General features: G+C 57.2%; 20 protein-coding genes and 3 tRNA genes. 12 read left to right on the forward strand and 11 right to left on the reverse strand.

Features of this window, described 5'->3' with window-relative positions; genetic code table 11:
• Nucleotides 1-102: 102 nt before the first annotated feature.
• Together ACR0MS_RS05815 and ACR0MS_RS05820 are read left to right on the forward strand one after the other, a co-directional pair.
• Nucleotides 103-372, forward strand: coding sequence for an usg protein (locus ACR0MS_RS05815; protein ID WP_480570462.1), 270 nt, complete (start codon nucleotides 103-105; stop codon nucleotides 370-372).
• A gap of 69 nt (nucleotides 373-441) precedes the next feature.
• The gene (locus ACR0MS_RS05820; protein WP_480570465.1) at nucleotides 442-1140 is read left to right on the forward strand and encodes a lipid-binding SYLF domain-containing protein; all 699 of its coding nucleotides are present in this window, start codon (nucleotides 442-444) and stop codon (nucleotides 1138-1140) included.
• Here the strand turns inward: ACR0MS_RS05820 and ACR0MS_RS05825 are convergent, their stop codons facing one another.
• Nucleotides 1141-2094 (reverse strand): radical SAM protein, encoded by a 954-nt coding sequence (locus tag ACR0MS_RS05825; protein ID WP_480570468.1) that lies wholly within the window; start codon nucleotides 2092-2094, stop codon nucleotides 1141-1143.
• A gap of 162 nt (nucleotides 2095-2256) precedes the next feature.
• Here ACR0MS_RS05825 and zwf point away from each other — a divergent pair, with 162 nt between their 5' ends.
• From zwf to ACR0MS_RS05845, 4 genes are all read left to right on the forward strand, one after another.
• On the forward strand, nucleotides 2257-3705 hold the full coding sequence (zwf, locus tag ACR0MS_RS05830) for a glucose-6-phosphate dehydrogenase (RefSeq protein WP_480570471.1): 1449 nt from the start codon (nucleotides 2257-2259) through the stop codon (nucleotides 3703-3705).
• A complete protein-coding gene (pgl, locus tag ACR0MS_RS05835; RefSeq protein WP_480570474.1) occupies nucleotides 3702-4373 on the forward strand; it encodes a 6-phosphogluconolactonase in 672 nt (223 codons plus the stop codon). Before zwf ends, pgl begins: the two co-directional genes overlap by 4 nt.
• Nucleotides 4374-4378: 5 nt before the next feature.
• Nucleotides 4379-5989, forward strand: a complete 1611-nt coding sequence (pgi, locus tag ACR0MS_RS05840; protein ID WP_480570478.1) for a glucose-6-phosphate isomerase — start codon at nucleotides 4379-4381, stop codon at nucleotides 5987-5989.
• A 164-nt stretch (nucleotides 5990-6153) separates the two neighbouring features.
• Nucleotides 6154-7773 carry a long-chain-fatty-acid--CoA ligase gene (locus ACR0MS_RS05845; protein WP_480570481.1) on the forward strand — a complete coding sequence of 540 codons (1620 nt, stop codon included), beginning with the start codon at nucleotides 6154-6156 and terminating at the stop codon, nucleotides 7771-7773.
• A gap of 20 nt (nucleotides 7774-7793) precedes the next feature.
• On the opposite strand, the gene ACR0MS_RS05850 is transcribed toward ACR0MS_RS05845, so the two are convergent.
• The 3 genes from ACR0MS_RS05850 to ACR0MS_RS05860 all read right to left on the reverse strand — a co-directional run bounded on the left by ACR0MS_RS05850 (nucleotide 7794) and on the right by ACR0MS_RS05860 (nucleotide 9063).
• A tRNA-Asn gene (locus ACR0MS_RS05850) sits at nucleotides 7794-7868 on the reverse strand.
• A 130-nt stretch (nucleotides 7869-7998) separates the two neighbouring features.
• Nucleotides 7999-8073 (reverse strand) — tRNA-Asn (locus ACR0MS_RS05855).
• 75 nt (nucleotides 8074-8148) lie between these two features.
• Entirely contained in the window at nucleotides 8149-9063 is a 915-nt protein-coding gene (locus ACR0MS_RS05860; protein WP_480570484.1) for an MBL fold metallo-hydrolase, read from the reverse strand.
• A gap of 44 nt (nucleotides 9064-9107) precedes the next feature.
• Between ACR0MS_RS05860 and ACR0MS_RS05865 the strand changes: the two genes are divergently transcribed.
• Complete coding sequence (locus tag ACR0MS_RS05865) at nucleotides 9108-10427, forward strand: ATP-binding protein (RefSeq protein ID WP_480570488.1); 1320 nt, start codon at nucleotides 9108-9110, stop codon at nucleotides 10425-10427.
• A 344-nt stretch (nucleotides 10428-10771) separates the two neighbouring features.
• On the opposite strand, the gene ACR0MS_RS05870 is transcribed toward ACR0MS_RS05865, so the two are convergent.
• Nucleotides 10772-10848, reverse strand: a tRNA-Ile gene (locus tag ACR0MS_RS05870).
• Between the two features lie 107 nt (nucleotides 10849-10955).
• Here ACR0MS_RS05870 and purM point away from each other — a divergent pair.
• From purM to rnd, 3 genes are all read left to right on the forward strand, one after another.
• Nucleotides 10956-12002 carry a phosphoribosylformylglycinamidine cyclo-ligase gene (gene purM / locus ACR0MS_RS05875; protein ID WP_480570491.1) on the forward strand — a complete coding sequence of 349 codons (1047 nt, stop codon included), beginning with the start codon at nucleotides 10956-10958 and terminating at the stop codon, nucleotides 12000-12002.
• Entirely contained in the window at nucleotides 11999-12595 is a 597-nt protein-coding gene (gene purN, locus ACR0MS_RS05880) for a phosphoribosylglycinamide formyltransferase (protein WP_480570493.1), read from the forward strand. The genes purM and purN overlap by 4 nt, the downstream gene beginning before the upstream one ends.
• Nucleotides 12596-12711: 116 nt before the next feature.
• Nucleotides 12712-13869, forward strand: coding sequence for a ribonuclease D (gene rnd / locus ACR0MS_RS05885; RefSeq protein WP_480570497.1), 1158 nt, complete (start codon nucleotides 12712-12714; stop codon nucleotides 13867-13869).
• Between the two features lie 6 nt (nucleotides 13870-13875).
• Here rnd and ACR0MS_RS05890 read toward each other — a convergent pair whose 3' ends face one another.
• Nucleotides 13876-14403, reverse strand: a complete 528-nt coding sequence (locus ACR0MS_RS05890) for a hypothetical protein (protein WP_480570500.1) — start codon at nucleotides 14401-14403, stop codon at nucleotides 13876-13878.
• Nucleotides 14404-14539: 136 nt separating this feature from the next.
• On the opposite strand from ACR0MS_RS05890, the gene ACR0MS_RS05895 reads away from it, so the two are divergent.
• Nucleotides 14540-14950 carry a SufE family protein gene (locus ACR0MS_RS05895; RefSeq protein ID WP_480570503.1) on the forward strand — a complete coding sequence of 137 codons (411 nt, stop codon included), beginning with the start codon at nucleotides 14540-14542 and terminating at the stop codon, nucleotides 14948-14950.
• Between the two features lie 4 nt (nucleotides 14951-14954).
• Here the strand turns inward: ACR0MS_RS05895 and ACR0MS_RS05900 are convergent, their stop codons facing one another.
• The 3 genes from ACR0MS_RS05900 to ACR0MS_RS05910 all read right to left on the reverse strand — a co-directional run bounded on the left by ACR0MS_RS05900 (nucleotide 14955) and on the right by ACR0MS_RS05910 (nucleotide 17588).
• The gene (locus tag ACR0MS_RS05900) at nucleotides 14955-15623 is read right to left on the reverse strand and encodes a DUF1638 domain-containing protein (protein ID WP_480570506.1); all 669 of its coding nucleotides are present in this window, start codon (nucleotides 15621-15623) and stop codon (nucleotides 14955-14957) included.
• A gap of 76 nt (nucleotides 15624-15699) precedes the next feature.
• Nucleotides 15700-16734: a Hint domain-containing protein gene (locus ACR0MS_RS05905; RefSeq protein WP_480570509.1), complete on the reverse strand. Its 1035-nt coding sequence runs from the start codon at nucleotides 16732-16734 to the stop codon at nucleotides 15700-15702.
• Between the two features lie 155 nt (nucleotides 16735-16889).
• Nucleotides 16890-17588: a corrinoid protein gene (locus tag ACR0MS_RS05910; protein ID WP_480570512.1), complete on the reverse strand. Its 699-nt coding sequence runs from the start codon at nucleotides 17586-17588 to the stop codon at nucleotides 16890-16892.
• A gap of 297 nt (nucleotides 17589-17885) precedes the next feature.
• Between ACR0MS_RS05910 and ACR0MS_RS05915 the strand changes: the two genes are divergently transcribed.
• Complete coding sequence (locus ACR0MS_RS05915) at nucleotides 17886-18950, forward strand: PA0069 family radical SAM protein (protein ID WP_480570515.1); 1065 nt, start codon at nucleotides 17886-17888, stop codon at nucleotides 18948-18950.
• Nucleotides 18951-19003: 53 nt separating this feature from the next.
• Here the strand turns inward: ACR0MS_RS05915 and gltA are convergent, their stop codons facing one another.
• Nucleotides 19004-20299 (reverse strand): citrate synthase, encoded by a 1296-nt coding sequence (gene gltA, locus ACR0MS_RS05920; RefSeq protein WP_480570518.1) that lies wholly within the window; start codon nucleotides 20297-20299, stop codon nucleotides 19004-19006.
• Nucleotides 20300-20420: 121 nt separating this feature from the next.
• Nucleotides 20421-21821 (reverse strand): glutamate--tRNA ligase, encoded by a 1401-nt coding sequence (gene gltX / locus ACR0MS_RS05925; RefSeq protein WP_480570890.1) that lies wholly within the window; start codon nucleotides 21819-21821, stop codon nucleotides 20421-20423.
• Nucleotides 21822-21836: the final 15 nt, after the last annotated feature.

Below are 21836 nucleotides of genomic sequence, written 5' to 3' on the forward strand. Positions count from 1 at the left end.
CGGCAAAAAACCACAGTAACACTAGAGTAACATATTGTTATTCAATAGTTTGGGGGTTTCCATGTTACCCTGAAGAGACCTTGCAAGAAATTGGAGGTCTGCATGGAGCAAAGCGAAACCGAATTAATGCTCAAGGGATATGGGCTGACGACGGCGGAATTTTTCTATCACATGCCCGATTATATCCACGTTCTGAATACGTTCATCTGGCAGGATTACGATCTTGCCCCGGACCACCCGAAACTGTTTGATTTCATCGAATTCTGGCAGCGCGAGATTGACGGACCGCTGCATTCGGTGAGGTACACACACCGGAAAATGATTGCACCCGGAGAATGGCGCAACATGGTCGGTGAATTCAGGATAAACTGAACAGGCATTCTCAACGCGGTTTTATCGAGTAGAGTGGCAAACAAACCGTTTGCCATATGGAAAGCCGCAATGTCTCGAATTCTGTATCTCGCTTTTGCCGTCACTCTGCTTGCAGGTCCCGCCGCTGCCGAAGGCGTTCTGGATAAAATCAAGAAGGGTGCGGAAAACACCGCAAACGCCATTGGGCGTGGGGCCGAGTCGGTTGGCAACACGGTTGAAAAGGGGGTGAGCGCCGTGGATGACACGATCGACTCCACTGCCGATCTGATGTCGAACGAAGCCACCCCGGAAGAGACGCGCGCGAAACTGGATGTCATGGCAAGCGAGGTTCTGACCCAACTTATGGCCGAGAACCCCGAGGCTCAGGCGCTTTACGATATCAGCGCGGGATACGCGGTTTTTGATTCCAGAAAGGTGACGGTATTCCCGGTGTCCGCCGGATACGGGCGCGGTGTAGCCGTGTCAAAAGAGACCGGACAGCACACCTATATGAACATGGGGACCGGAGGCGTCGGGGCCGCGATAGGGATTGGCGGGTTCGAGACCAAGTTCGTTATCCTGTTTGAAACGCAGGCGGATTTGGACAAGTTCATTGACTATGGATACGATGCCACGGCCCAATCGGACGCCATGTACGGCGAACAACGCACTGACGAGACACTCCGGTTTACCGATGGTCGGTCTTTCTTTGTCCTCAGCAAGAAAGGGTGGCGCGTTTCGGCAGGCGCGTCCGGAACCAAATACTGGAAATCGCCCGAGTTGAACTGATCAGCCCGAACAGCTTGCGCCGCCCAATACGCAGAACTTGGCGCAGTGCGGGTGGTTCAGGTGCACATCGGCCTCGGCTTCGGCCAATGTCTCACCCATCTCGAATTCCGGTTCGTAGGCCAGCAGGGTGCAGGCAAGCACGGCGGGTTTGTCAGCGCCCTTGCGTTTCACGACCATCCGCGCGTTTGAACACATGACCGCCTCGGGTGATTTGTCCAGAATACCCCAGCAAGCGGTTGTGATTTCGGGAACTTCGACCGTTTCGTCCATTTCCGGGAACAAGACGGTCTGCGCAGGGTTTTGCGCGTTGATGTCAAAATCGTGCGCCTCAAAAAATCTTGCGTACCCTGCGCGGCTGTCGGCGTCGGTATCACCCCATACCGAACGTCCGGCCACGGCCATTTGAAAACCGTTGTCGCGCAGCCATTTCATGCCTTCAACGGTCTTGTCAAAACTGCCCTTTCCCCGCTCTTCGTCGTGCAGGTCAGGGCGAAAGTGATCGACAGAAATGCGCATGGTCAGCTTGTCGCCAAAGTCTCGTTGCAGGTCCAGCAACCCCTCGCGCATCTTGGGACGCATCATAGGCTGCATCGCGTTGGTGAGGATCAGCACCTCGAACCCACGTTCAAGCGCGGCGCGCGTCATCTCGATCATTTGGGGATTCATGAACGGCTCACCGCCGGTGAAACCTATTTCACGCACCGGCCACGCGCGTTCTTCGATCTGATCCAGATATCCGCGCACCTCGTCTGCGGTTATGTAAACCAGCGCGTTGTTGGTTGGGCTGCTTGCGATATAGCAGTTGACGCACTCGATATTACACAGGGTGCCGGTATTGAACCAAAGCGTCTGAGGGTTCTTCAACGCCACGGATGCGCGGGTTTGCCCGTCTGCTGTCACCAATTTGTTCTGAAACTTGCCGATATTGGCGCTTTGAGGGGCGTTGTCTTTCATTCCGGTTTCCGGTTCTTTGAACTCGTGTGAAAGACTTAGCGCTTTGGCCTGTGTTCGTTAAGTGGGCAGAACCGACCTGACAGAGTTGTGATGATGCGGATTGCTGTGAAATTGGTTGCGCTAACATTGGACATGACCTTTGGGGCAAGGTAAGGAAAACACATGGTTTCTCGTGTCATACCCGTCGACCCTTTTGATCTGGTCATTTTTGGCGGAACCGGTGATCTGGCGCAGCGCAAGATCCTTCCGGCGCTGTTCCGTCGCTTTTGCGCCGGTCAATGGGCAGATGGCGTGCAGATTATCGGTGCTGCCAGAACCAGGCATGACAGCGACGCCTTTCGCCAAGTTGTGGCCGAATCGCTGAAAACGCATGCCCCGGTCCAGTGCAAGGATGCAGCGGCGCTGTCGGCATTCCTGCAACGCGTCGATTACGTGGCACTTGACGGCGCTTCCGAGGAAGGGTGGTCCACGTTGGCCGCCAAGCTTCAGCCCGACAGGGTGCGTGCCTTTTACTTTTCCGTTGGGCCGAGATTGTTTGGTCCGCTGGCGGAGCGAATACAGTCTCATGATCTTGCGACCGAACAGACGCGAATTGTCGTGGAAAAACCGTTTGGCCACGACTTGGATAGCGCGAAGGTGCTGAACGCGACCTTGGCGGCACATTTCAGAGAAAAACAGATCTACCGGATCGACCATTATCTGGGGAAAGAGACTGTTCAGAACCTGATGGCCGTGCGGTTTGGAAACATGTTGTTCGAACCGCTCTGGAACAGCCAATACGTAGATCACATTCAGATCACGGTGGCCGAATCTGTCGGTATTGCCGGGCGGGAGGAGTATTATGAGCGCGCCGGTGCGATGCGCGACATGATGCAGAACCATCTGATGCAGCTTTTGTGCCTGATTGCGATGGAGCCGCCGGCGAAATTCGACCCGGACGCCGTGCGAGACGAAAAGCTTAAGGTTATCCGCGCCTTGGACCCGGTCGAGCCGCATCACATCGTGCGTGGCCAGTTTGAAGGGGGCGGGCCCAGCTATCGTCAGATCGTGGGCAATCCGCGATCAACCACGGAAAGCTATGTCGCGTTGAGGGCGCATGTCAGCAACTGGCGATGGGCCGGTACGCCGTTTTATTTGCGGACGGGTAAACGGTTGGTGGCGCGCTCCTCGGTTATCAATGTTATGTTCAAGGATGCGCCACACTCGATCTTCGGTGAACAGGCTGGCCGCCACGCGAATGTCTTGTCGATCCGCCTCCAGCCGAACGAAGGGATCACCCTGAAGGTTACGATCAAAGAGCCTGGGCAGGGGGGCATGCGGCTGGTCGACGTGCCCCTGGACATGAGCTTTGCCGAAGCGTTGGGGTCGGAAAGCCAGGAGCCGCCAGACGCCTATGAGCGGCTGGTGATGGATGTGATCCGCGGCAATCAGACCCTGTTCATGCGCGGGGACGAAGTCGAAGCTGCATGGGCATGGACCGACCCCATCATCGCGGGGTGGCAGGCGCGTGGGGACGTGCCGAAACCTTATGAAAGTGGCAGTACCGGCCCGGGCGACGCCGAACTGCTGATGAAACGGGATGGTCGCCGGTGGCAAGGGATAAACCCATGAATATACAGGAATACGCCGACAGGGACATGCTGGCCATCGACGTCGCCAACGTCTTGGCCGGGGATTTGGAAGCCGCGTTGCTGCATCATGACATGATTTCCTTGGCGGTTCCGGGCGGCACCACTCCGGGGCCGATATTTGACGGGTTGTGTGCCGCCGATCTGGAATGGGACAGGGTGCGCGTACTGCCGACGGATGAGCGGTGCGTGCCGGGCAGCAGTGAGCGTTCAAACGAAAAACTGATCCGCGAGCGTCTGCTGACAAATCGCGCCTCTGCCGCCCAATACGTTCCACTGTATCTGGAGGGCAAAGACCCCGAAACGGTGCTGCCGGAAATCGAAAGCCTGATCACTCCGGTCCTTCCCCTGTCGGTTCTTGTTCTGGGGATGGGAGAGGACATGCACACCGCATCGCTGTTTCCTGGAATGCAGGGTTTGGAAGCTGCCCTTGATAGCCATGCGCCGCCGCTGGCCATCGCGCGGACCGAAGTCCAGCCGGAGGCGCGCATTACTTTGACAGCACCGATTCTGGACGGCGCTTTGTCCAAACATCTGGTCATCTTCGGGTCAGCAAAGCGCGAGGCGTTAGACCGTGCGCGTCGCTTACATCCGGATGAGGCGCCGATTGCGGCGGTACTCAGCGGCATGACGGTTCACTGGGCGGAGTGACGATTATGAAACTGGATAACCTCAGAACTCTGGCAGCCGACGCGCAGGATCGCGCGATTTTGGACCTGTTCGAACAATCGCCAGACAGGGCGCAGAGTTTTTCAGCCTCGACCGGGGATTTGCTGTTCGACTACTCGAAGACCCAGATAGATACCCCGATCCGAGATGCCCTGATCCATTTGTGCGACGAGGCAGGTTTGGCCGACCGTCGCGACGCGATGTTCAGCGGCGCAAAGATCAACGAAACCGAAGGTCGCGCGGTGCTGCATACGGCCCTTCGCAATCTGGACGGCGGCCCGGTTGAAGTTGATGGTCTGGATGTCATGCCTGACGTATTGGACACGCTTCAGCGCATGCGGGTCTTTGCCGAAGAAGTCCGTGGCGGTGCAGTCGCGGGGGCAGGGGGCAGCTTTACCGATGTGGTGAATATCGGAATCGGCGGGTCTGATCTGGGTCCGGTTATGGCCACTCATGCTTTGTCCCCGTATCACGATGGGCCACGGTTGCATTACGTGTCGAACGTGGACGGGGCGCATATCGCTGACACGTTAAGGCAGTTGGATCCGACGCGGACGCTGGTCATTGTCGCCTCGAAAACCTTCACGACTATTGAAACTATGACCAACGCACGCACGGCGCGGGCGTGGATGACCGATGGCGGGGGCGACCCTGCGGCCCAATTCGCGGCGGTGTCCAGCGCGTTGGACAAAACGCAAGCCTTTGGCATTCCAGAAGACAGGGTATTCGGCTTTGCGGACTGGGTCGGAGGCCGATATTCGGTTTGGGGTCCAGTTGGTTTGCCCGTGATGATCGCGGTAGGATCGAATGCTTTTGACGCCTTTTTACGGGGCGGTCAGGCGATGGACGTGCATTTCCGCGCCGCTGACTGGACGGAAAACATGCCTGTCATGCTGGCGCTTGTCGGTGTCTGGCATCGGCAAGTGCTTGGCCACGCCAGCCGAGCGGTTCTGCCCTATGATCAGCGACTGTTGCGGCTGGCCGCATATTTTCAGCAGCTCGAGATGGAGTCGAACGGAAAATCTGTGGCGATGGATGGCACGGCATTGGCGGTTCCATCCGGGCCGGTTGTCTGGGGCGAGCCCGGGACCAACGGGCAGCACGCGTTCTATCAGTTGATCCACCAAGGCACGGACGTGATCCCCTGCGAGTTCATGGTTGCAGCCGAAGGGCATGAGCCAGAACTCTCGCATCACCACCGCCTGTTATTGGCAAATTGCCTGGCGCAGTCAGAGGCGCTGATGCGGGGGCGTTCGCTTTCAGAGGCGCGGCAACGCATGGCCGCGAAAGGGCTGGACGGGGCCGAGCTGGAACGTCAGGCCCGCCACCGCGTCTTTTCCGGAAACCGGCCGTCCACCACGTTGATATATCCAAAACTCACACCATTCGTTCTGGGGCAGATAATCGCCCTGTATGAACATCGTGTATTTGTCGAAGGTGTGTTGTTTGGGATTAACTCGTTTGACCAATGGGGTGTGGAGCTGGGCAAAGAGCTGGCGACATCTTTGGGTCCGATCGTGGACGGTGAGGACTCGGCTTCGCAAAAGGATGGTTCAACCGCCGCGTTGGTGGCGTATGTGCTGCGACATCGGGGCTGACGAAAAAACTTCTTTGTGCCGTAGCGGAATGCTGCATTCTTTTATTGTCAGTAAATTAAATGATTGGCAGGGTTCCTCCCGAACAGATGGCCTGCTGGCAGATGTCGGAGGGCGGAACAAATGCGCCGTCGCAAAGAAACGGTGCAAATAAAGGGAGGATGTCCATGCTGGGACAAATGATGACGCAGCCGCTGCTGATCTCGTCACTGATTCAACACGCGGATCGCTATCACGGTCAGACAGAGATTATATCGGTTGAGACCGACGGGTCCGTGACCGAAAGCTCTTGGTCACAGGTTTCGGTGAACGCGCGAAAGCTGGCGTCAGCCCTGACCAAACTGGGCCTCGAGCCGCAAGCGCGTATCGGGACACTGGCGTGGAACAACCGGAGGCATCTGGAAATATACTATGGAACCTCCGGTGCGGGCTTTGTGTGTCACACGATCAACCCCAGACTGTTCCCTGAACAGCTCTCTTACATCATCAACCACGCGAAAGACCGGGTTCTGTTCTTTGACGCGACCTTTATTCCGCTGGTCGCGGCAATCAAAGAGCATCTGACCGAAGTCCAGCATTTCGTTTTGATGGGGCCAAGGAACGATGACGCGATCGCGCAGGTTCCTGGTGTTCAGTTCTATGATGAGCTGATCGAAACAGGTGATGAAGGGTTCCAATGGCCCAGCTTTGACGAAAACACCGCGTCAAGCCTGTGCTACACATCCGGCACAACGGGAAACCCGAAGGGCGTGCTGTATTCTCACCGCTCGACCGTGCTGCACAGTTTCGGGTCGAACACACGGGATGTCATCGGATATTCCGCCATGGATGTTGTGATGCCGGTGGTGCCGATGTTCCATGTGAATGCATGGGGGTCGCCCTATGCCTGTGCGATGTCCGGTTCACGCATGGTTCTGCCCGGGCCGGATTTGCATGGCGAGGCGTTGGTGAACCTGATCGACACCTACGGCGTTACACTGGCGATGGGCGTTCCGACGATCTGGCAGGGTTTGCTGGCCTTTGCCGAAAAGTCGGGCAGCAAGCTGGCCAGTCTGGACCGAACCGTTATTGGCGGCGCGGCATGCCCCCCCTCGATGATCGAGACGTTTCGTGACACATATGGCGTCGACACTGTTCACGCCTGGGGCATGAGCGAGATGAGTCCCTTGGGCACTGCAAACCAACCTATGGCGAAACACGCAGACCTGCCGATTGAACAGCAGCACAAGCTGCGCGAAAGTCAGGGCCGCCCATGTTATGGCGTCGATCTGAAAATCGTTGATGATGACGGCAATGAACTGCCCCGAGATGGTGAGACTCAGGGCGATTTGCTGGTTCGCGGGTATTGGGTGCTGGACAGCTACTTCGAGCTGCAGGATCAGAACCTATTACAGGATGGCTGGTTCGCCACTGGTGACGTGGCGACTTTGGATGCTGATGGTTACATGACGATCCGCGACCGATCCAAGGATATCATCAAATCGGGCGGCGAATGGATCAGTTCCGTCGAACTGGAAAATATCGCCGTTGCCCATCCCAAGCTCGCGACGGCCGCAGTGATTGGCGTTCCGCATCCCAAGTGGGACGAGCGTCCACTATTGGTTGCGGTAAAGGCCGAAGGGCAGGATCCCTCGGAGGACGAACTGTTGTCTTTCTTCGACGGCAAAATCGCCAAATGGCAGATTCCCGACAAGGTCGTCTTTGTGGATGCGCTACCGCTGAACGCCACGGGCAAAGTGCTCAAGCGTAATCTACGGGCGGATTTTTCGGATGCCCTTGCGGGCTAAGTCCATGAAATAAGGGGAAATGGCTCCGGCGGTAGGGATCGAACCTACGACCAATTGATTAACAGTCAACTGCTCTACCGCTGAGCTACGCCGGAACGGTCCGCGCCGTATATCAATACGAATCTGCGGCGTCCAGAGGGGTGCGCGAAGTTTTTTTGACGAGGGTTGCCGTCCGCACAATGCGGAATTTCGCCAAACACAGTCTTCGAAATCTGAAGGGGATTTTGGCTCCGGCGGTAGGGATCGAACCTACGACCAATTGATTAACAGTCAACTGCTCTACCGCTGAGCTACGCCGGAACTGAGGGCCGTATAGCAATCCCGTTTTTGGCCGTCCAGACAAGATCGTCATATGACCAGAAAAAAGTTCTTTCGTTAGTTCTGCCTTTCAAAAACGGCATTTACAGATAGTTGACCTTTTGGGGAAGCCTTTGATTTACCGTGTAAATCGACCAAGTGTGCAAAAACATTACGCTCTGCCGCAGGCAAAAGGGCTGCGGGCGTTTCCGTGTATATCCTTTCGGCCAGATCGCGAGCTGTACCTGGCTTTTCCTCAAGCGCGGTCAGAATCTGCGCTTCGCGTGCAAGCCGGTGATTGATCAGCCAGTCCAGCCGCTCGGCGGGATTGTGAATCGGGGCGCCGTGACCGGCGTGAAAACGGCTCCAGTCCCTTTCACGTAGACGATAGCAGGCGTTCATGAAATCCGTCAGGTCGCCATCCGGTGGCGACACAAGAGAACTGGCCCACCCCATGACGTGATCTGCAGTAAAACAGACATCTGACCAACCCAGTGCGATATGGTTGCCCAGATGACCGGGGGTGTGAATGACTTCAAGTTGCCAGCCGTCGCCTTGGATAACTTCACCGTCTGAGACCTCGATATCCGGGCGGAAATCGGTGTCGATGCCTTCGCCGCCCCCCGCAAGGCCCTGTTTCGCCAACGCGGACATCACTTCACTACGGCCAGATTCGGGGCCGCCAAAGGCCAAAATCGGGGCGCCTATGCGGGCGGCCAAAGGCGCGGCGAGCGGGGAATGATCCAGATGCGTGTGGGTCACGATAATATGGCTGATCCGTTGACCGGGCTGCAAAGCATCCAGAATCGCCTGAAGGTGACCCTCATTCAGCGGGCCGGGATCAATTACGGCGCAGTCCTTTTCACCCAATAGATATGTGTTGGTGCCCCTATAGGTCATTGGCGATGGGTTGGGGGCCAGAATACGCCTCAGGCCCGTCTGCAACTCGACAGCGATACCGGGACGTGGGTTGAAATCGTCGGGAGCCTGCATTCTGCACTCTTTCTCTTGTCGGATCAGCCCGTTAGGTTTAGCGCATGTCCAGTCGATGGCTCAAATCCTATATGCCGCGCAGTCTTTATGCGCGCGCGGTTCTGATCCTGGTTCTTCCGGTGATCGTTCTTTTGTTGGTTGTGGGGGTCGCGTTTATTCAGAAACACCTTGAGGATGTGACCGCGCAAATGACCAGCGCGGCTGCACGTGAGGTCGATCTGATTACAGATACGATGGCTGACGCCGAAACGCAGCATCAGGCCATTGCTGCGATTCGTCAGGATATTGCCTCGCTGGAAATGAAGGCCCGGTTTTTAGGGATCAATGAAGGGCCCGATATTGGTTACCGCAGGTGGTATGATTTCATCGCGCCGCAGGTTGAGGCCGATTTGCACGAGAATCTGCTTAACCTTGTTGCCGTCGCATTGCCGACCGGTGATCAGGCGCGACTGTATATGCGAACCCATCTGGGACTGCTTGAGCTGACACTGGACCGTCGGCGCCTGTCCCCAACCGCGCCGCATCAGTTGATCGTGACCATGGTTTTCTTCGCGATAATCATGACTTCGATTTCTTTTTTGTACATGCGCAACCAGCTTCGGCCGATCACGCGTCTGGCGAATGCAGCACAGGCGTTTGGCCGGGGCAGGGTGGTGCCGTATTCGCCCGGAGGCGCGATTGAAGTCCGCGCCGCGGGCAGTGCGTTTTTGGACATGCGCGCGCGTATCGAGCGTCAGATGGAACAGCGCACCTTGATGCTGTCGGGGGTCAGTCACGATCTCAGAACCCCTTTGACGCGGCTGAAACTGGGCCTGTCCATGCTGCCCGAAGATGAGGCCGCACCGCTGCAACAGGACGTGGATGAAATGCAGCTGCTGTTGGACGCATTTCTGGATTTTTCGCGCGGGGCCGCAGAAGGTCCGCCGGAAACCGTTCAGCCCGAGGTTTTGCTGCGCCAGATTGTCGAGGATGCGCGCCGTGCAGGTCACGAGGCCAGCCTTGTCTCGGTCGAGGGTGAAGGTACGGCCTTGCTGCGCCCCACGGCCATCCGTCGGGCTGTGGAGAACTTAATTGGCAATGCTGTTCGATACGGTAACAAGGCCGAAGTCAGCCTGTCGATGACGCCAAAAATGATCCGCCTGCGGGTCGAGGATGACGGTCCGGGGATTCCACAGCACCAGCGCTCTGAGGCCGTCAAGCCGTTTTCGCGCCTTGATCCCGCGCGTAACCAGAATCAGGGCAGCGGGGTGGGTCTTGGCCTTGCGATCGTCTCGGACATCGCGCGGGCGCATGGTGGGGTATTGCGATTGGGCAAAAGCGAAAGACTGGGCGGGCTGTGCGCCGATATTATTATCGGTCGATGACACGGGGCGTTTGGGCCGCTCTGGAACTAGGTTTTCTGAGAATTACTTAAATGTGCTATGATGACCCGGTAGGAAGGACAGAGAACGTTTGTGCTTTTGTTGGCCGCCTGTCGGGGATTCAGGTCAAAGTTCCGGTCGCGCGTGTTTAGTGATGGGAAATTGCGTTGATCGAAAATCGAATTTCCTGATTTGCGCGCCTTGGTAAATAGTGAGGTTAAAATTTTGAATAAGCTGCTTATTTTTATTGGCGTCGTACTTGCAGGCGTGATTTATTTCGGGTGGTTCGAACCCTGTAACGAATTCTACACGGCCTGTCAGTATGTGGGATTGCGTTGAAGCGGTTTTGGTAGGCCCGGAGGGACTCGAACCCCCAACCAAAGCGTTATGAGCGCTCTGCTCTAACCAATTGAGCTACAGGCCCGCCTAAGCGCCTTGCGTACCACGGTGAACAGCCGCGTCAAGCCTGACCGTTGCAACATGTCCAACAATCGACTAACCCGCGCGTGAACCATTCATAAGGGGTTGGCCATGACAGCGGGCAAGAACGGAATCACCTATGCCGATGCAGGCGTTGACATTGATGCGGGGAACGCTCTGGTCGACCGGATCAAGCCTGCGGCCAAGCGGACGAACCGCTCGGGCGTGATGAGCGGTCTGGGCGGTTTTGGCGCGCTGTTCGACCTCAAGGACGCGGGTTATACCGACCCGATTCTGGTGGGCGCAACCGATGGTGTTGGCACCAAGCTGCGTATCGCGATTGATACCGGTGTTGTTGATGGTGTGGGCATTGATCTGGTCGCCATGTGCGTGAACGATCTGATCTGTCAGGGCGCTGAACCTCTGTTCTTTCTGGATTATTTCGCAACCGGCAAGCTGGACACAGATACCGCCGCGCGGATCATCGAAGGTATTGCCGAGGGCTGCGTGCAGTCCAATTGCGCGCTGATCGGCGGTGAGACGGCAGAAATGCCCGGTATGTACCCCGAAGGTGATTTCGATTTGGCCGGATTCTCGGTCGGCGCGATGGAGCGTGGCGCACATCTGCCAGCAGACGTTCAGCAAGGCGATGTTCTGCTGGGGCTGGCCTCGAACGGGGTGCATTCCAACGGCTATTCTCTGGTGCGCAAACTGGTTGAAATCTCGGGCCTCGGTTGGGACGCAGTTTCGCCCTTTGGTGGCGGCTCATTGGGCGAGGCGCTGCTGACGCCCACGCGTCTGTATGTCAAACCGGCGCTTCAGGCGATCCGGGCAGGTGGCGTTCATGCGCTGGCGCATATCACCGGCGGTGGCCTGACGGAAAATTTGCCACGCGTGCTGCCTGATGATCTTGGCGCGCAAATTGACTTGGGCGCGTGGGACCTGCCACCGGTGTTCCGCTGGATGGCAGAGATCGGCGGTATAGCCGAGGCAGAAATGCTCAAGACCTTCAACTGCGGCATTGGCATGATCGTCGTCTGCGACGCCGCGCGCGCGGATGAGCTGACCACGTTGTTGGCCGACGCCGGAGAGACAGTCGCCCGGATCGGCACCGTCACTGACGTGCCGGGTGTGTCTTACTCGGGCAAACTGCTGTGAGCCACAAGCGTGTCGCCATCTTAATCTCGGGGGGGGGCTCCAATATGGTGTCGCTGGTCGACAGCATGACCGGCGATCACCCCGCACGACCCTGTCTGGTTCTGTCCAATGACGCGCAGGCAGGCGGTTTGGTAAAAGCCGCCGATCGCGGCATCGCGACGGCTGCGGTTGATCACCGACCGTATAGGGGAGACCGCGCCGCGTTCGAGGCCGAGTTGCTGAAGCCGTTGGAGCAAGCCCAGCCAGATATCGTTTGCCTTGCCGGTTTCATGCGGGTTTTGACGGCGGATTTCGTGTCGCGTTTCCAAGGGCGGATGCTGAATATCCACCCATCACTGTTGCCTAAATACAAGGGTTTGAACACGCATGCCCGCGCGATCGAGGCTGGCGATGCCGAACACGGTTGCTCGGTGCATGAGGTCACGGCCGCGCTGGATGACGGCCCGATCCTGGGTCAGGCCCGTTTGAATATTGAACCAGGCGAGACGCCCGAGGCCTTGGCCGCGCGTGTCTTGGTTCTGGAGCACAAGCTTTATCCGGCTGTGCTTAGACGTTATGCGGGCGCAGATCGCACCCCGGTGTTGCTGCCTTGAACATCTCAGGGTGATTTACACTTGCCTGCTATTCGGCCTATGGTCTGCACTACGGCTCGGTATGTCAAAAAACTGACGGGCAGTCACAAAGAACAAGAGCAAGAATAGCACCACGAATGAAAACCCTGACAACGACGCAAGAGCTGGCCGAGTTCTGCACGGCGGCTGCGGATCATGACTATGTCACCGTGGATACCGAGTTTCTGCGCGAACGGACCTATTATTCCAAACTCTGCCTGCTGCAACTTGCGGTTCCTTCCTCTGACGAAGGTAGTGCGGTTCTCGTTGATCCTTTGTCGGACGGGCTGTCGCTGGACCCGCTATATGAGCTTTTTGCCAATGAAAATGTGGTCAAGGTGTTCCACGCGGCCCGGCAGGACCTTGAGATTTTCTGGGTAGAGGCCGGTGTGTTCCCCAAGCCGTTGTTTGACACGCAAGTGGCGGCGATGGTGTGCGGATTTGGCGAGCAGGTTGGATATGAAACGCTGGTGCGCAAGATTTGCAAACAAGGTCTGGACAAGACATCGCGCTTTACCGACTGGTCGCGCCGCCCCCTGTCGGAGGCGCAAAAGACCTATGCCTTGGCCGACGTGACGCACCTGCGGCAAATCTATGAACATTTGGCCGCCGAGTTGGAGAAATCCCAGCGTAGCCATTGGGTCGCCGAAGAGTTGCGGACGCTGACCCTGCCGGACACCTATGATATTCGTCCTGAAGACGCCTGGAAGCGGGTAAAGACGCGGACGAATTCTGCAAAGTTTCTGGCTGTTGTGCGCGAATTGGCCCGCTTCCGCGAGGCTTATGCGCAGGAAAACAACGTACCGCGCAGCCGTGTGTTCAAGGATGATGCGCTGATCGAACTCGCGTCGACCAAGCCGAAGTCACCGTCGGATCTGGGGGGATCGCGGTTGTTGCTGCGCGAAGCACGCAAAGGGGCGATCGCCGAAGGTATTTTGAACGCCGTCAAACAGGGCGTCAGTTGTCCGCCGGACCAAATGCCGCGCGTGGACAACAGCCGAGACAAGCTCAAGGTCAATCCCGCGCTGGCGGACCTTTTGCGCGTGTTGCTGAAGTCAAAAACCGAAAGCTCGGGCGTTGCTGCAAAGCTTATCGCAACCAGTTCCGAGCTGGATCAGATTGCCGCCGGTGAGCGTGACGTGCCCGCCATGTCAGGCTGGCGGTTCGAGGTGTTCGGTGAAGACGCCCTCAAACTGTGTGAGGGTAAGATCGCTTTGGCCGCCAAGGGGCAATCGGTGCAGGTCGTCACGCTCTAGCGACCGTTACCGGCGGCGAGATTCCAGCGCGTTTTGCTGACCGACGACCCGAACCAGACGGGTGTTTTGCAGGTCATCCAGACTGATATTGACGGCGTCCGACACTGCTCGTGACCGCTCTGTCCCCTGATTGGTGGCATAGCTGGGATAGCTAACCCGGAACGTGAACTCCAAAACCCCGTTCTTTTGGTTTTCTTCGTTTTCGACCCGGACAAGCTGCGCCCCGTAAGCGCCTTGGCGCGCAGCCGTGCCCCTGACATAAATGATGGCCCCCGAGGGCGTGGGGTTAATCCGCAACTCATCAACCTTGGCGATCGGCACGCTGTTGTCCACGGGATCAGGTCTTGAGAACAGGCCGGACCCTTCGCGTTCCGGCGGCACCAGGACATTGGGGTCATAGGCTGCCTCGGCCGGTGGCGGGGTCGACGTGCTGGACCCAAACCAGTTGGACGGGTTGGCCCGAGAGTCGCTCCAGTTGTTGCAGGCAGACAGGGTCAGTGCGGCGACCATAAGGAGTGACAGTGATTTTTGCATGGACCCAGCTCAGAGCATTAAATTCCGCAATGGGTTATCGCAATTTGCAGGCTTTGAAAACCCATGGCAGGGCTGGACAGACGCGGGCGCGCGGCATAGTTCACTTGTATAGTCGCAACAAAAGGATCGCTGCGAAATGGCAACGCCTGCCTTTGAAGAAATCGTTGAGGATTTCGAGTTTCTGGAGGACTGGGAAGACCGGTACCGCCATGTCATTGATCAGGGCAAGGCGATGGAGCCGTTGGATGACGCGCTCAAGGTGCCTGCCACAAAGGTGAATGGCTGTGCCAGCCAGGTCTGGCTGCATCCGATTATTGAAGGCGGTGTATTTCGCTTTGACGGCGACAGCGATGCGTTGATCGTGCGTGGCCTGATTGCAGTGCTGCGGTCGCTTTACAACGGCTTGCCGGTCGCCGAGGTGCCGCAGGTCGATGCGGGCGGAGAATTGGCGCGGCTGGGTCTGAACGATCACCTGTCCGCCCAGCGTTCAAACGGGCTGCGCGCCATGATCGAACGCATTCGCGACGTGGCTCAGGAAAACGCTTGACCCGTTAGTCAGAAGGGCTGCGATTGGCCCAATCTGAGAGCGTGGTTTCAAGGTCTCCATACCCGGTAAAACGACGCTCGAACGCCAGCCCCATCCGGTCGGCGCAGTCGCGGGCGCGTTCGGTCAGAACCGGATCGTCCGTCTGCGCCTGATACACCAGTTTCGTGTAGTTCCCGAAATACATGTCCCTGAGCTCGGGGTGACGATCCAAGCCCAGCGGTTTCCACACAAAGGCATCAAATTGACGGGCCAGAAAGTCTGTCAGATAGAACGCTGTGGTTTCGTCTTCGCCGCGCGCGTCGAAGGCCTGATTGCCTTCAAAAAACGAATAGCAGTGGGGGCCCTGGACCATCTCGACGCCCATGTCAGCACAGGCTTTTTGCAACAGTCCCCCTGTGCCACAATCGGCATAGACAACATAGATTTGGTCAAAATCGTCACGATGCTTGGCGACGGCGTCTTCAACGGCTTGCGTGATCCGCTCGGGGTGAACGTGCAATATCGCTGGAAGACAGGTCAGAGACATGTGATCCCAGCCGTTGCGATTTTTCAGGTCCAGAATTTCACGCGCCAGCGCACCACAGGCCAACAGCAGAATTCCGCCCTTGCGCCCGGTTTCAGAATAACCTTGCGACGTCAGGCTTGCGTCATCTGGCGTGCTGTTGTGCTGCATGGCTTCATTCCAACTGCGATTGCATCATCAAAGGACGAATGCGGAGGGAAGACAAGCCTGCTTACGACATGCCGCGTCAGGCGACCGACGCCTGCGTTTCGAAATACTGCAACGAAGGACGGGCCGGGGGGCCGTATGCGGTAACCCCTTGATCTGCCAGCGTTGGGAATAGCGTCAGTATCTCGGTCCTTGCAGCATCAGCCAGGCTGTTCCAAGCCTGAATGCCTGGGTGAAAACTTTCGCTCACGCACCCTTCGGCCCAGACCAGTTCATGTTGGTCAAACATTAGGTGGTAGTAGGTCACAAAGCCCCCCGGACGCATCACGATGTCTTTGCCGTTCACCAACTGCTTTGCAGGGGCCAGTGCTTCGGAAAACCCGGTGTTCAGTTCGACCTGCCAATTGTCGATCAGCATTCTGTGTTGCTGAGACACCAGCAAATCCCGGCTGTTTCCAAATGCTCCTGCTTTGAAAAGAACAGGTGCGAAGGCTCCGGTGGCACGAACGGTTCGGCGTCCGACCCAGCGCAGCGTCTGCAATCCGTGATCCAGCGTTCTGATCTTGTCACCGATCCGAAGGTGTTCGACCGCAACAGCGCCTCTATCAGTTTCAATCAGTGTACCGGTGGTAAAACACGTGGCAATGTCCCACTCCTGACGATCAGAATTCAGGCCGTTGGTTGTATCCGTATTGATACTGTTTAAGGTCAGGGATCGGATGGCCTGATCCTCCAACGCGGCCTGATCCGCATTGGCTGAGAACTCGGGGACCAGATAGGTATTTCCAAAAGCGTCCTGCGCCACCACAGCGGTGATGTCAGCGGTTGTTCCGTCGACATAAGTGATAGTGGCGTTGTATGCGACCGCCGCATCGAAAATCGTCAGGTTGCCATCAATTGAAAACAGATCGAAATCTGCATTCGCGTTGTTTTCATATGTGCTGCCGGGATTTCCTGCGGCGCTCCAGACAACGGCATCTTCAAATAAGGGATCGCCTTCGCCACCGAAGGTCTGGCCAACAAGCGCACCTGCGTTTTCAGCCGTGTTGTTGCCCTCAGTCGGGTCGATAATCGAAAGGTTCCCGAGGAAGATCGCGTTGAATGTCGTAGGCATAAGTTACCCTGTGAAACCGGTTACCTAACGTGCCTAAAACGCAAGGCACACAATTACAAAATCAAACTGTGGAAAAATATAAATAATTGCAAGACGTTCAACGAAAAAAGGCTGCCCCGGATAGGGCAGCCTTGTTCAAGTTTGCGTCATCGCCCTCAGCCAGCGAGCTGATTGTGCTTGCGCGAAACGAAGTCCTTGGCCATTTCCACCGCCACAGCCGCGTCACGGCAATAGCCGTCGGCACCGATCGCTTTGCCGAACTCTTCGTTCAGCGGTGCGCCACCGACCAGAACGATGTACTCTTCGCGCAGGCCTTGCTCGACCATGGTGTCGATCACGACTTTCATGTAGGGCATGGTCGTGGTCAGCAGGGCGGACATGCCCAGGATGTCCGGCTTTTCCGACTCCAGCGCTTCGAGGTAGTTTTCGACCGGGTTGTTAATGCCGATATCGACAACCTCGAAACCTGCGCCTTCCATCATCATCGACACAAGGTTCTTGCCGATGTCGTGGATGTCGCCTTTCACGGTGCCGATGACCATCTTGCCAACGCGCGGCGCGCCGGTTTCTGCCAGCAGGGGTTTCAGGATAGACATCCCGCCCTTCATGGCGTTCGCCGCCAGAAGAACTTCGGGAACGAACAGGATGCCGTCGCGGAAGTCATGGCCAACGATGGTCATGCCACCGACCAGGGCTTTGGTCAGGATGTCATAGGGGGTCCATCCGCGTTCCAGCAGGATGTTCACACCTTCTTCGATTTCTTCTTTCAGGCCGTCATAAAGATCGTCGAACATCTGTTCGACCAGTTCGTCGTCATTAAGTTCGGACAGGACGATGTCTTCTTCATCGGACATGGGGCGTTTCCCTGAGCTGAGCGGGCATTACGCCCGTGGTGGCATTTTTTCCGTTTTGGCCATTTCGCCGCAGTTCGACTGTGACGATTGCGACCTTGGCGGTTCCGGGACCGACCTATACGTCAAAATATTGATCAACTCGACGTCATTTTCTGCATGAACATCCTGCATTTCGTTCAGAAATGGCGCCGCAGCCCAGGTCGTTTTCAGTGTGCGCAATTTCCGACACTACCGCCGAAAGGCTTGTTGGACACGTAGAACGGACCTATGTTGAGGTGAGAACAAAAGGGAAACAAAATGGTTTCACACAACATCAAGGCCCGCGGGACTCTGTCAAACTCCGCAGGCCGGTTTGAGCGGTATGAGACCGAAACCTTTGACGATGGATGGGACGCGGATGACGATCTTCCTGTCCTTCGGACCGAGGTCCGCGAAGAGGTTGCGCGCAGCGTCATAACCTATAACCGGTCGCCGGACCTGCCGTTTGACCGCTCCATCAATCCTTACCGGGGGTGTGAGCATGGGTGCGTCTATTGCTTTGCGCGCCCAAGCCACGCTTATCTGGGCCTGTCGCCGGGATTGGATTTTGAAACCCGTTTGGTCGCCCGGCCCAACGCAGCCATGGTCCTTGGTAAAGAACTTTCAGCGCGTGGCTACAAGGTTGCGCCGATCGCATTGGGAACAAATACCGATCCATATCAACCCATTGAGCGGGACCTTTCGATCACTAGATCCTGTCTGACAGTTCTACAGGAGTTTCGACATCCCATCGGGATTGTGACCAAGGGCACTCTGATCGAGCGGGATTTGGACATTCTGTCAGAAATGGCGCAGGACGGATTGGTACGTGTCGGGATTTCCTTGACCACCTTGGACGCTGACCTATCCCGCAGGATGGAGCCGCGCGCGCCGTCGCCCCAGCGTCGTCTGGCCGTTATTCGCAGGCTGACTGGGGCAGGGGTGCCGGTGCGGGTCATGACATCGCCCCTCATCCCCGGACTGACGGATCACGAGTTGGAGGCCCTGCTGAAAGCTGGGCGGGATGCAGGTGCAGACGCCGCAAGCTGGATCATGCTGAGGTTACCACGCGAAGTATCGGGCTTGTGGCAGGATTGGTTGCAACAACACGAACCGGCCCGCGCCGAAAAGATCATGTCAAAGCTGCGCGAGATGCACGGCGGGCGGGATTATGATCCGCGTTGGGGTCACCGGATGCGCGGCGAAGGTGAGTATGCCGGGATAGTCGCCAAAAGATTTTCTTTGGCGGTCAAACGGTTGGGCCTTGCGACGCGAACACCGTCCCTGCGATGTGATTTGTTTTCCAAACCCGCGCGGGCCGGAGATCAACTCAGCCTGTTCTAAAAGAAAACCGCCCCGGAGTTCTGGTCCGGGGCGGTTTGTTTTCGTCTGGCAAATCAGCGGTTTTCGATATCCACGTAGTCGCGGTTGGTTTCGCCCAGATATAACTGACGTGGACGGCCGATCTTGTTCTGAGGGTCCGCAATCATCTCTTTCCACTGGCTGACCCAGCCAACGGTGCGCGACAGGGCAAAGATCGGGGTGAACATCGAGGTCGGGAAACCCATCGCCTCGAGAATGATGCCCGAGTAGAAATCCACGTTCGGGAACAGTTTCTTTTCGGCGAAATAGGGATCTTCCAAAGCCTGTTTTTCCAGCGCTTTGGCGACCTGCAACTTCGGGTTGTCCTCAATGCCCAGCAAGTCCAGCACTTCGTCCGCCGACTGTTTCATGACCTTCGCGCGGGGATCGAAGTTCTTGTAGACCCGGTGCCCAAAGCCCATCAGACGGAACGGATCTTCCTTGTCCTTCGCGCGGGCGATATATTCCGGAATTCGATGGACCGAGCCGATTTCTTCCAGCATTTCCAGACATGCCTGGTTCGCGCCACCATGGGCCGGACCCCAAAGACAGGCAATGCCAGCCGCGATACAGGCGAACGGGTTCGCGCCCGAAGAAGAAGCCAGACGTACGGTCGAGGTCGAGGCGTTCTGTTCGTGATCCGCGTGCAGGGTGAAAATGCGGTCCATGGCGCGGCTGAGGATCGGGTTGACCTCATACTCTTCCGCCGGAACGCTGAAACACATGCGCAGGAAGTTCGACGCATAGTCCAGATCGTTGCGCGGATACACGAAGGGCTGACCGGTGTGGTACTTGAACGCCCATGCCGCAATCGTCGGCATCTTGGCGATCAGGCGGTGGGATGCGACCTCGCGCTGATGCGGATCCGAGATATCGGTCGAGTCGTGATAGAAGGCAGACATCGCACCAACCACGCCAACCATGATCGCCATCGGGTGCGCGTCGCGGCGGAAGCCACGATAGAAATACTGCATCTGCTCGTGCAGCATGGTGTGGCGGGTGATCGTGGTCTCGAACTTCTCGAGAACGGGTGCTGTCGGAAGCTCTCCGTACAGCAGCAGGTAGCAGACCTCGAGGAAGTGAGATTTGCCAGCCAACTGGTCGATCGGATACCCGCGGTGCAGCAACTCGCCCTTTTCACCGTCAATATAGGTGATAGTGCTGTCGCAGCTCGCGGTAGACGTGAAACCGGGGTCATACGTGAACACACCCGCCTGCCCATACAGTTTACGGATGTCGATTACGTCAGGACCGGCGGTCGGCGAATGAACCGGCAACTCGTACGTTTCACCATGGACTGTCAGAGTGGCTGATTTGTTGCTGTCGGTCATAGTGTCCCTTCCTCATTCATGCGCAAGTCGGATCGCTGTCCGAGCTTACGGGCAACGGATGCGCGCAGACGCGCAGTCCGGGTGTTAGCGGAGCAGCGTTACCCAAATGTGAAGCTTTGGTTTAACTCGCTGCGTCAGAAAGCCGTGCCAGAGTTTCTTCTCGCCCCAACACAAGCATCATGTCAAAAACCGAAGGTGTCACAGCCCGACCCGCCAAGGCTGCCCGCAAGGGGCCAGCCAGCTTGCCGAACTTTAGCCCATTCGCTTCCGCAAAGGAATTCAGGGCATCCTCCAGTTCGTTCCGCGACCAGCTAACATTTTGCAACTGCGGCGTCAATTCATTCAGTATACCATCGGATACAGACGCGAGGGCTTTTTCGGCTTTCTCATCTGGCTGAATGGGACGGGACGCCAGCACAAACTGCGCTTTTTCAAGGAGTTCAGGAAAGGTTCGGGCCCGATCCTTGAGGCAATACATCGCACGCTGCAGATCACTGGATTGTGTGCTAGTGAGAGCAGGCAATCCAGCCGCAGCAAGATAGGCCTCGATCTCTTGCCGCATCGCAGCATCATCTGCAACGGCTATGTGTTGGCCGCACAGGTTCTCGAGCTTTTTCAGATCGAAACGGGCTGGGCTTTTGCCGATTCCGTCAAGATCAAACCATTCTTTGGCCTGGTCGTCGGTAAAGAACTCATCGTCCCCATGGCTCCAACCCAGCCGCGCGAGGTAATTGCGCATCCCGGCAGCGGGGTAACCCATGGCCTGATATTCCTGCGCACCCAATGCGCCGTGGCGTTTGGACAGCTTCTTGCCGTCAGGTCCGTGGATTAGGGGGATGTGGGCCCAGACCGGTACGTCCCATCCCATCGCCTCGTAAATCATCATCTGACGCGCCGCGTTGTTCAGGTGGTCGTCGCCCCGGATCACATGGGTGACACCCATATCGTGATCGTCCACCACCACGGCTAGCATATAGACCGGCGTCCCATCCGAACGCAGCAGGATCATGTCGTCCAACTGATCGTTGCGGATGGTCACGTCGCCCTGAACCTGATCGCGGATCACGGTTGCACCATCTTGCGGGGCCTTGATGCGGATCACGAACGGCGCGTCCGGGTGGGTTGCAGGATCAGCGTCGCGCCATGGGCTGCGGAACAGGGTCGATGTGCCCTCGGCGCGGGCCTGTTCACGGAACGCGGCAATCTCTTCCTGGGTCGAGAAGCACTTATATGCCTTACCCTCGGCCAGCAATTGATGGGCAATCTCGGCGTGGCGGGCAGCACCTTCGAACTGGCTGATCACGTCGCCATCATGATCCAGCCCCAACCACGCCATGCCTTGCAGAATGGCGGCGGTCGCCTCGGGGGTCGAGCGTTCTCGGTCGGTGTCTTCGATCCGCAACAGAAACTTGCCACCACGTCCGCGGGCATAAAGCCAGTTGAACAGCGCAGTACGCGCGCCGCCGATGTGCAAAAAGCCGGTGGGGGAAGGGGCGAAACGGGTGACGACCTGATCGGACATTGTGTGGATTAACCT

The organism is Ruegeria sp. CJ2 (assembly GCF_056536745.1).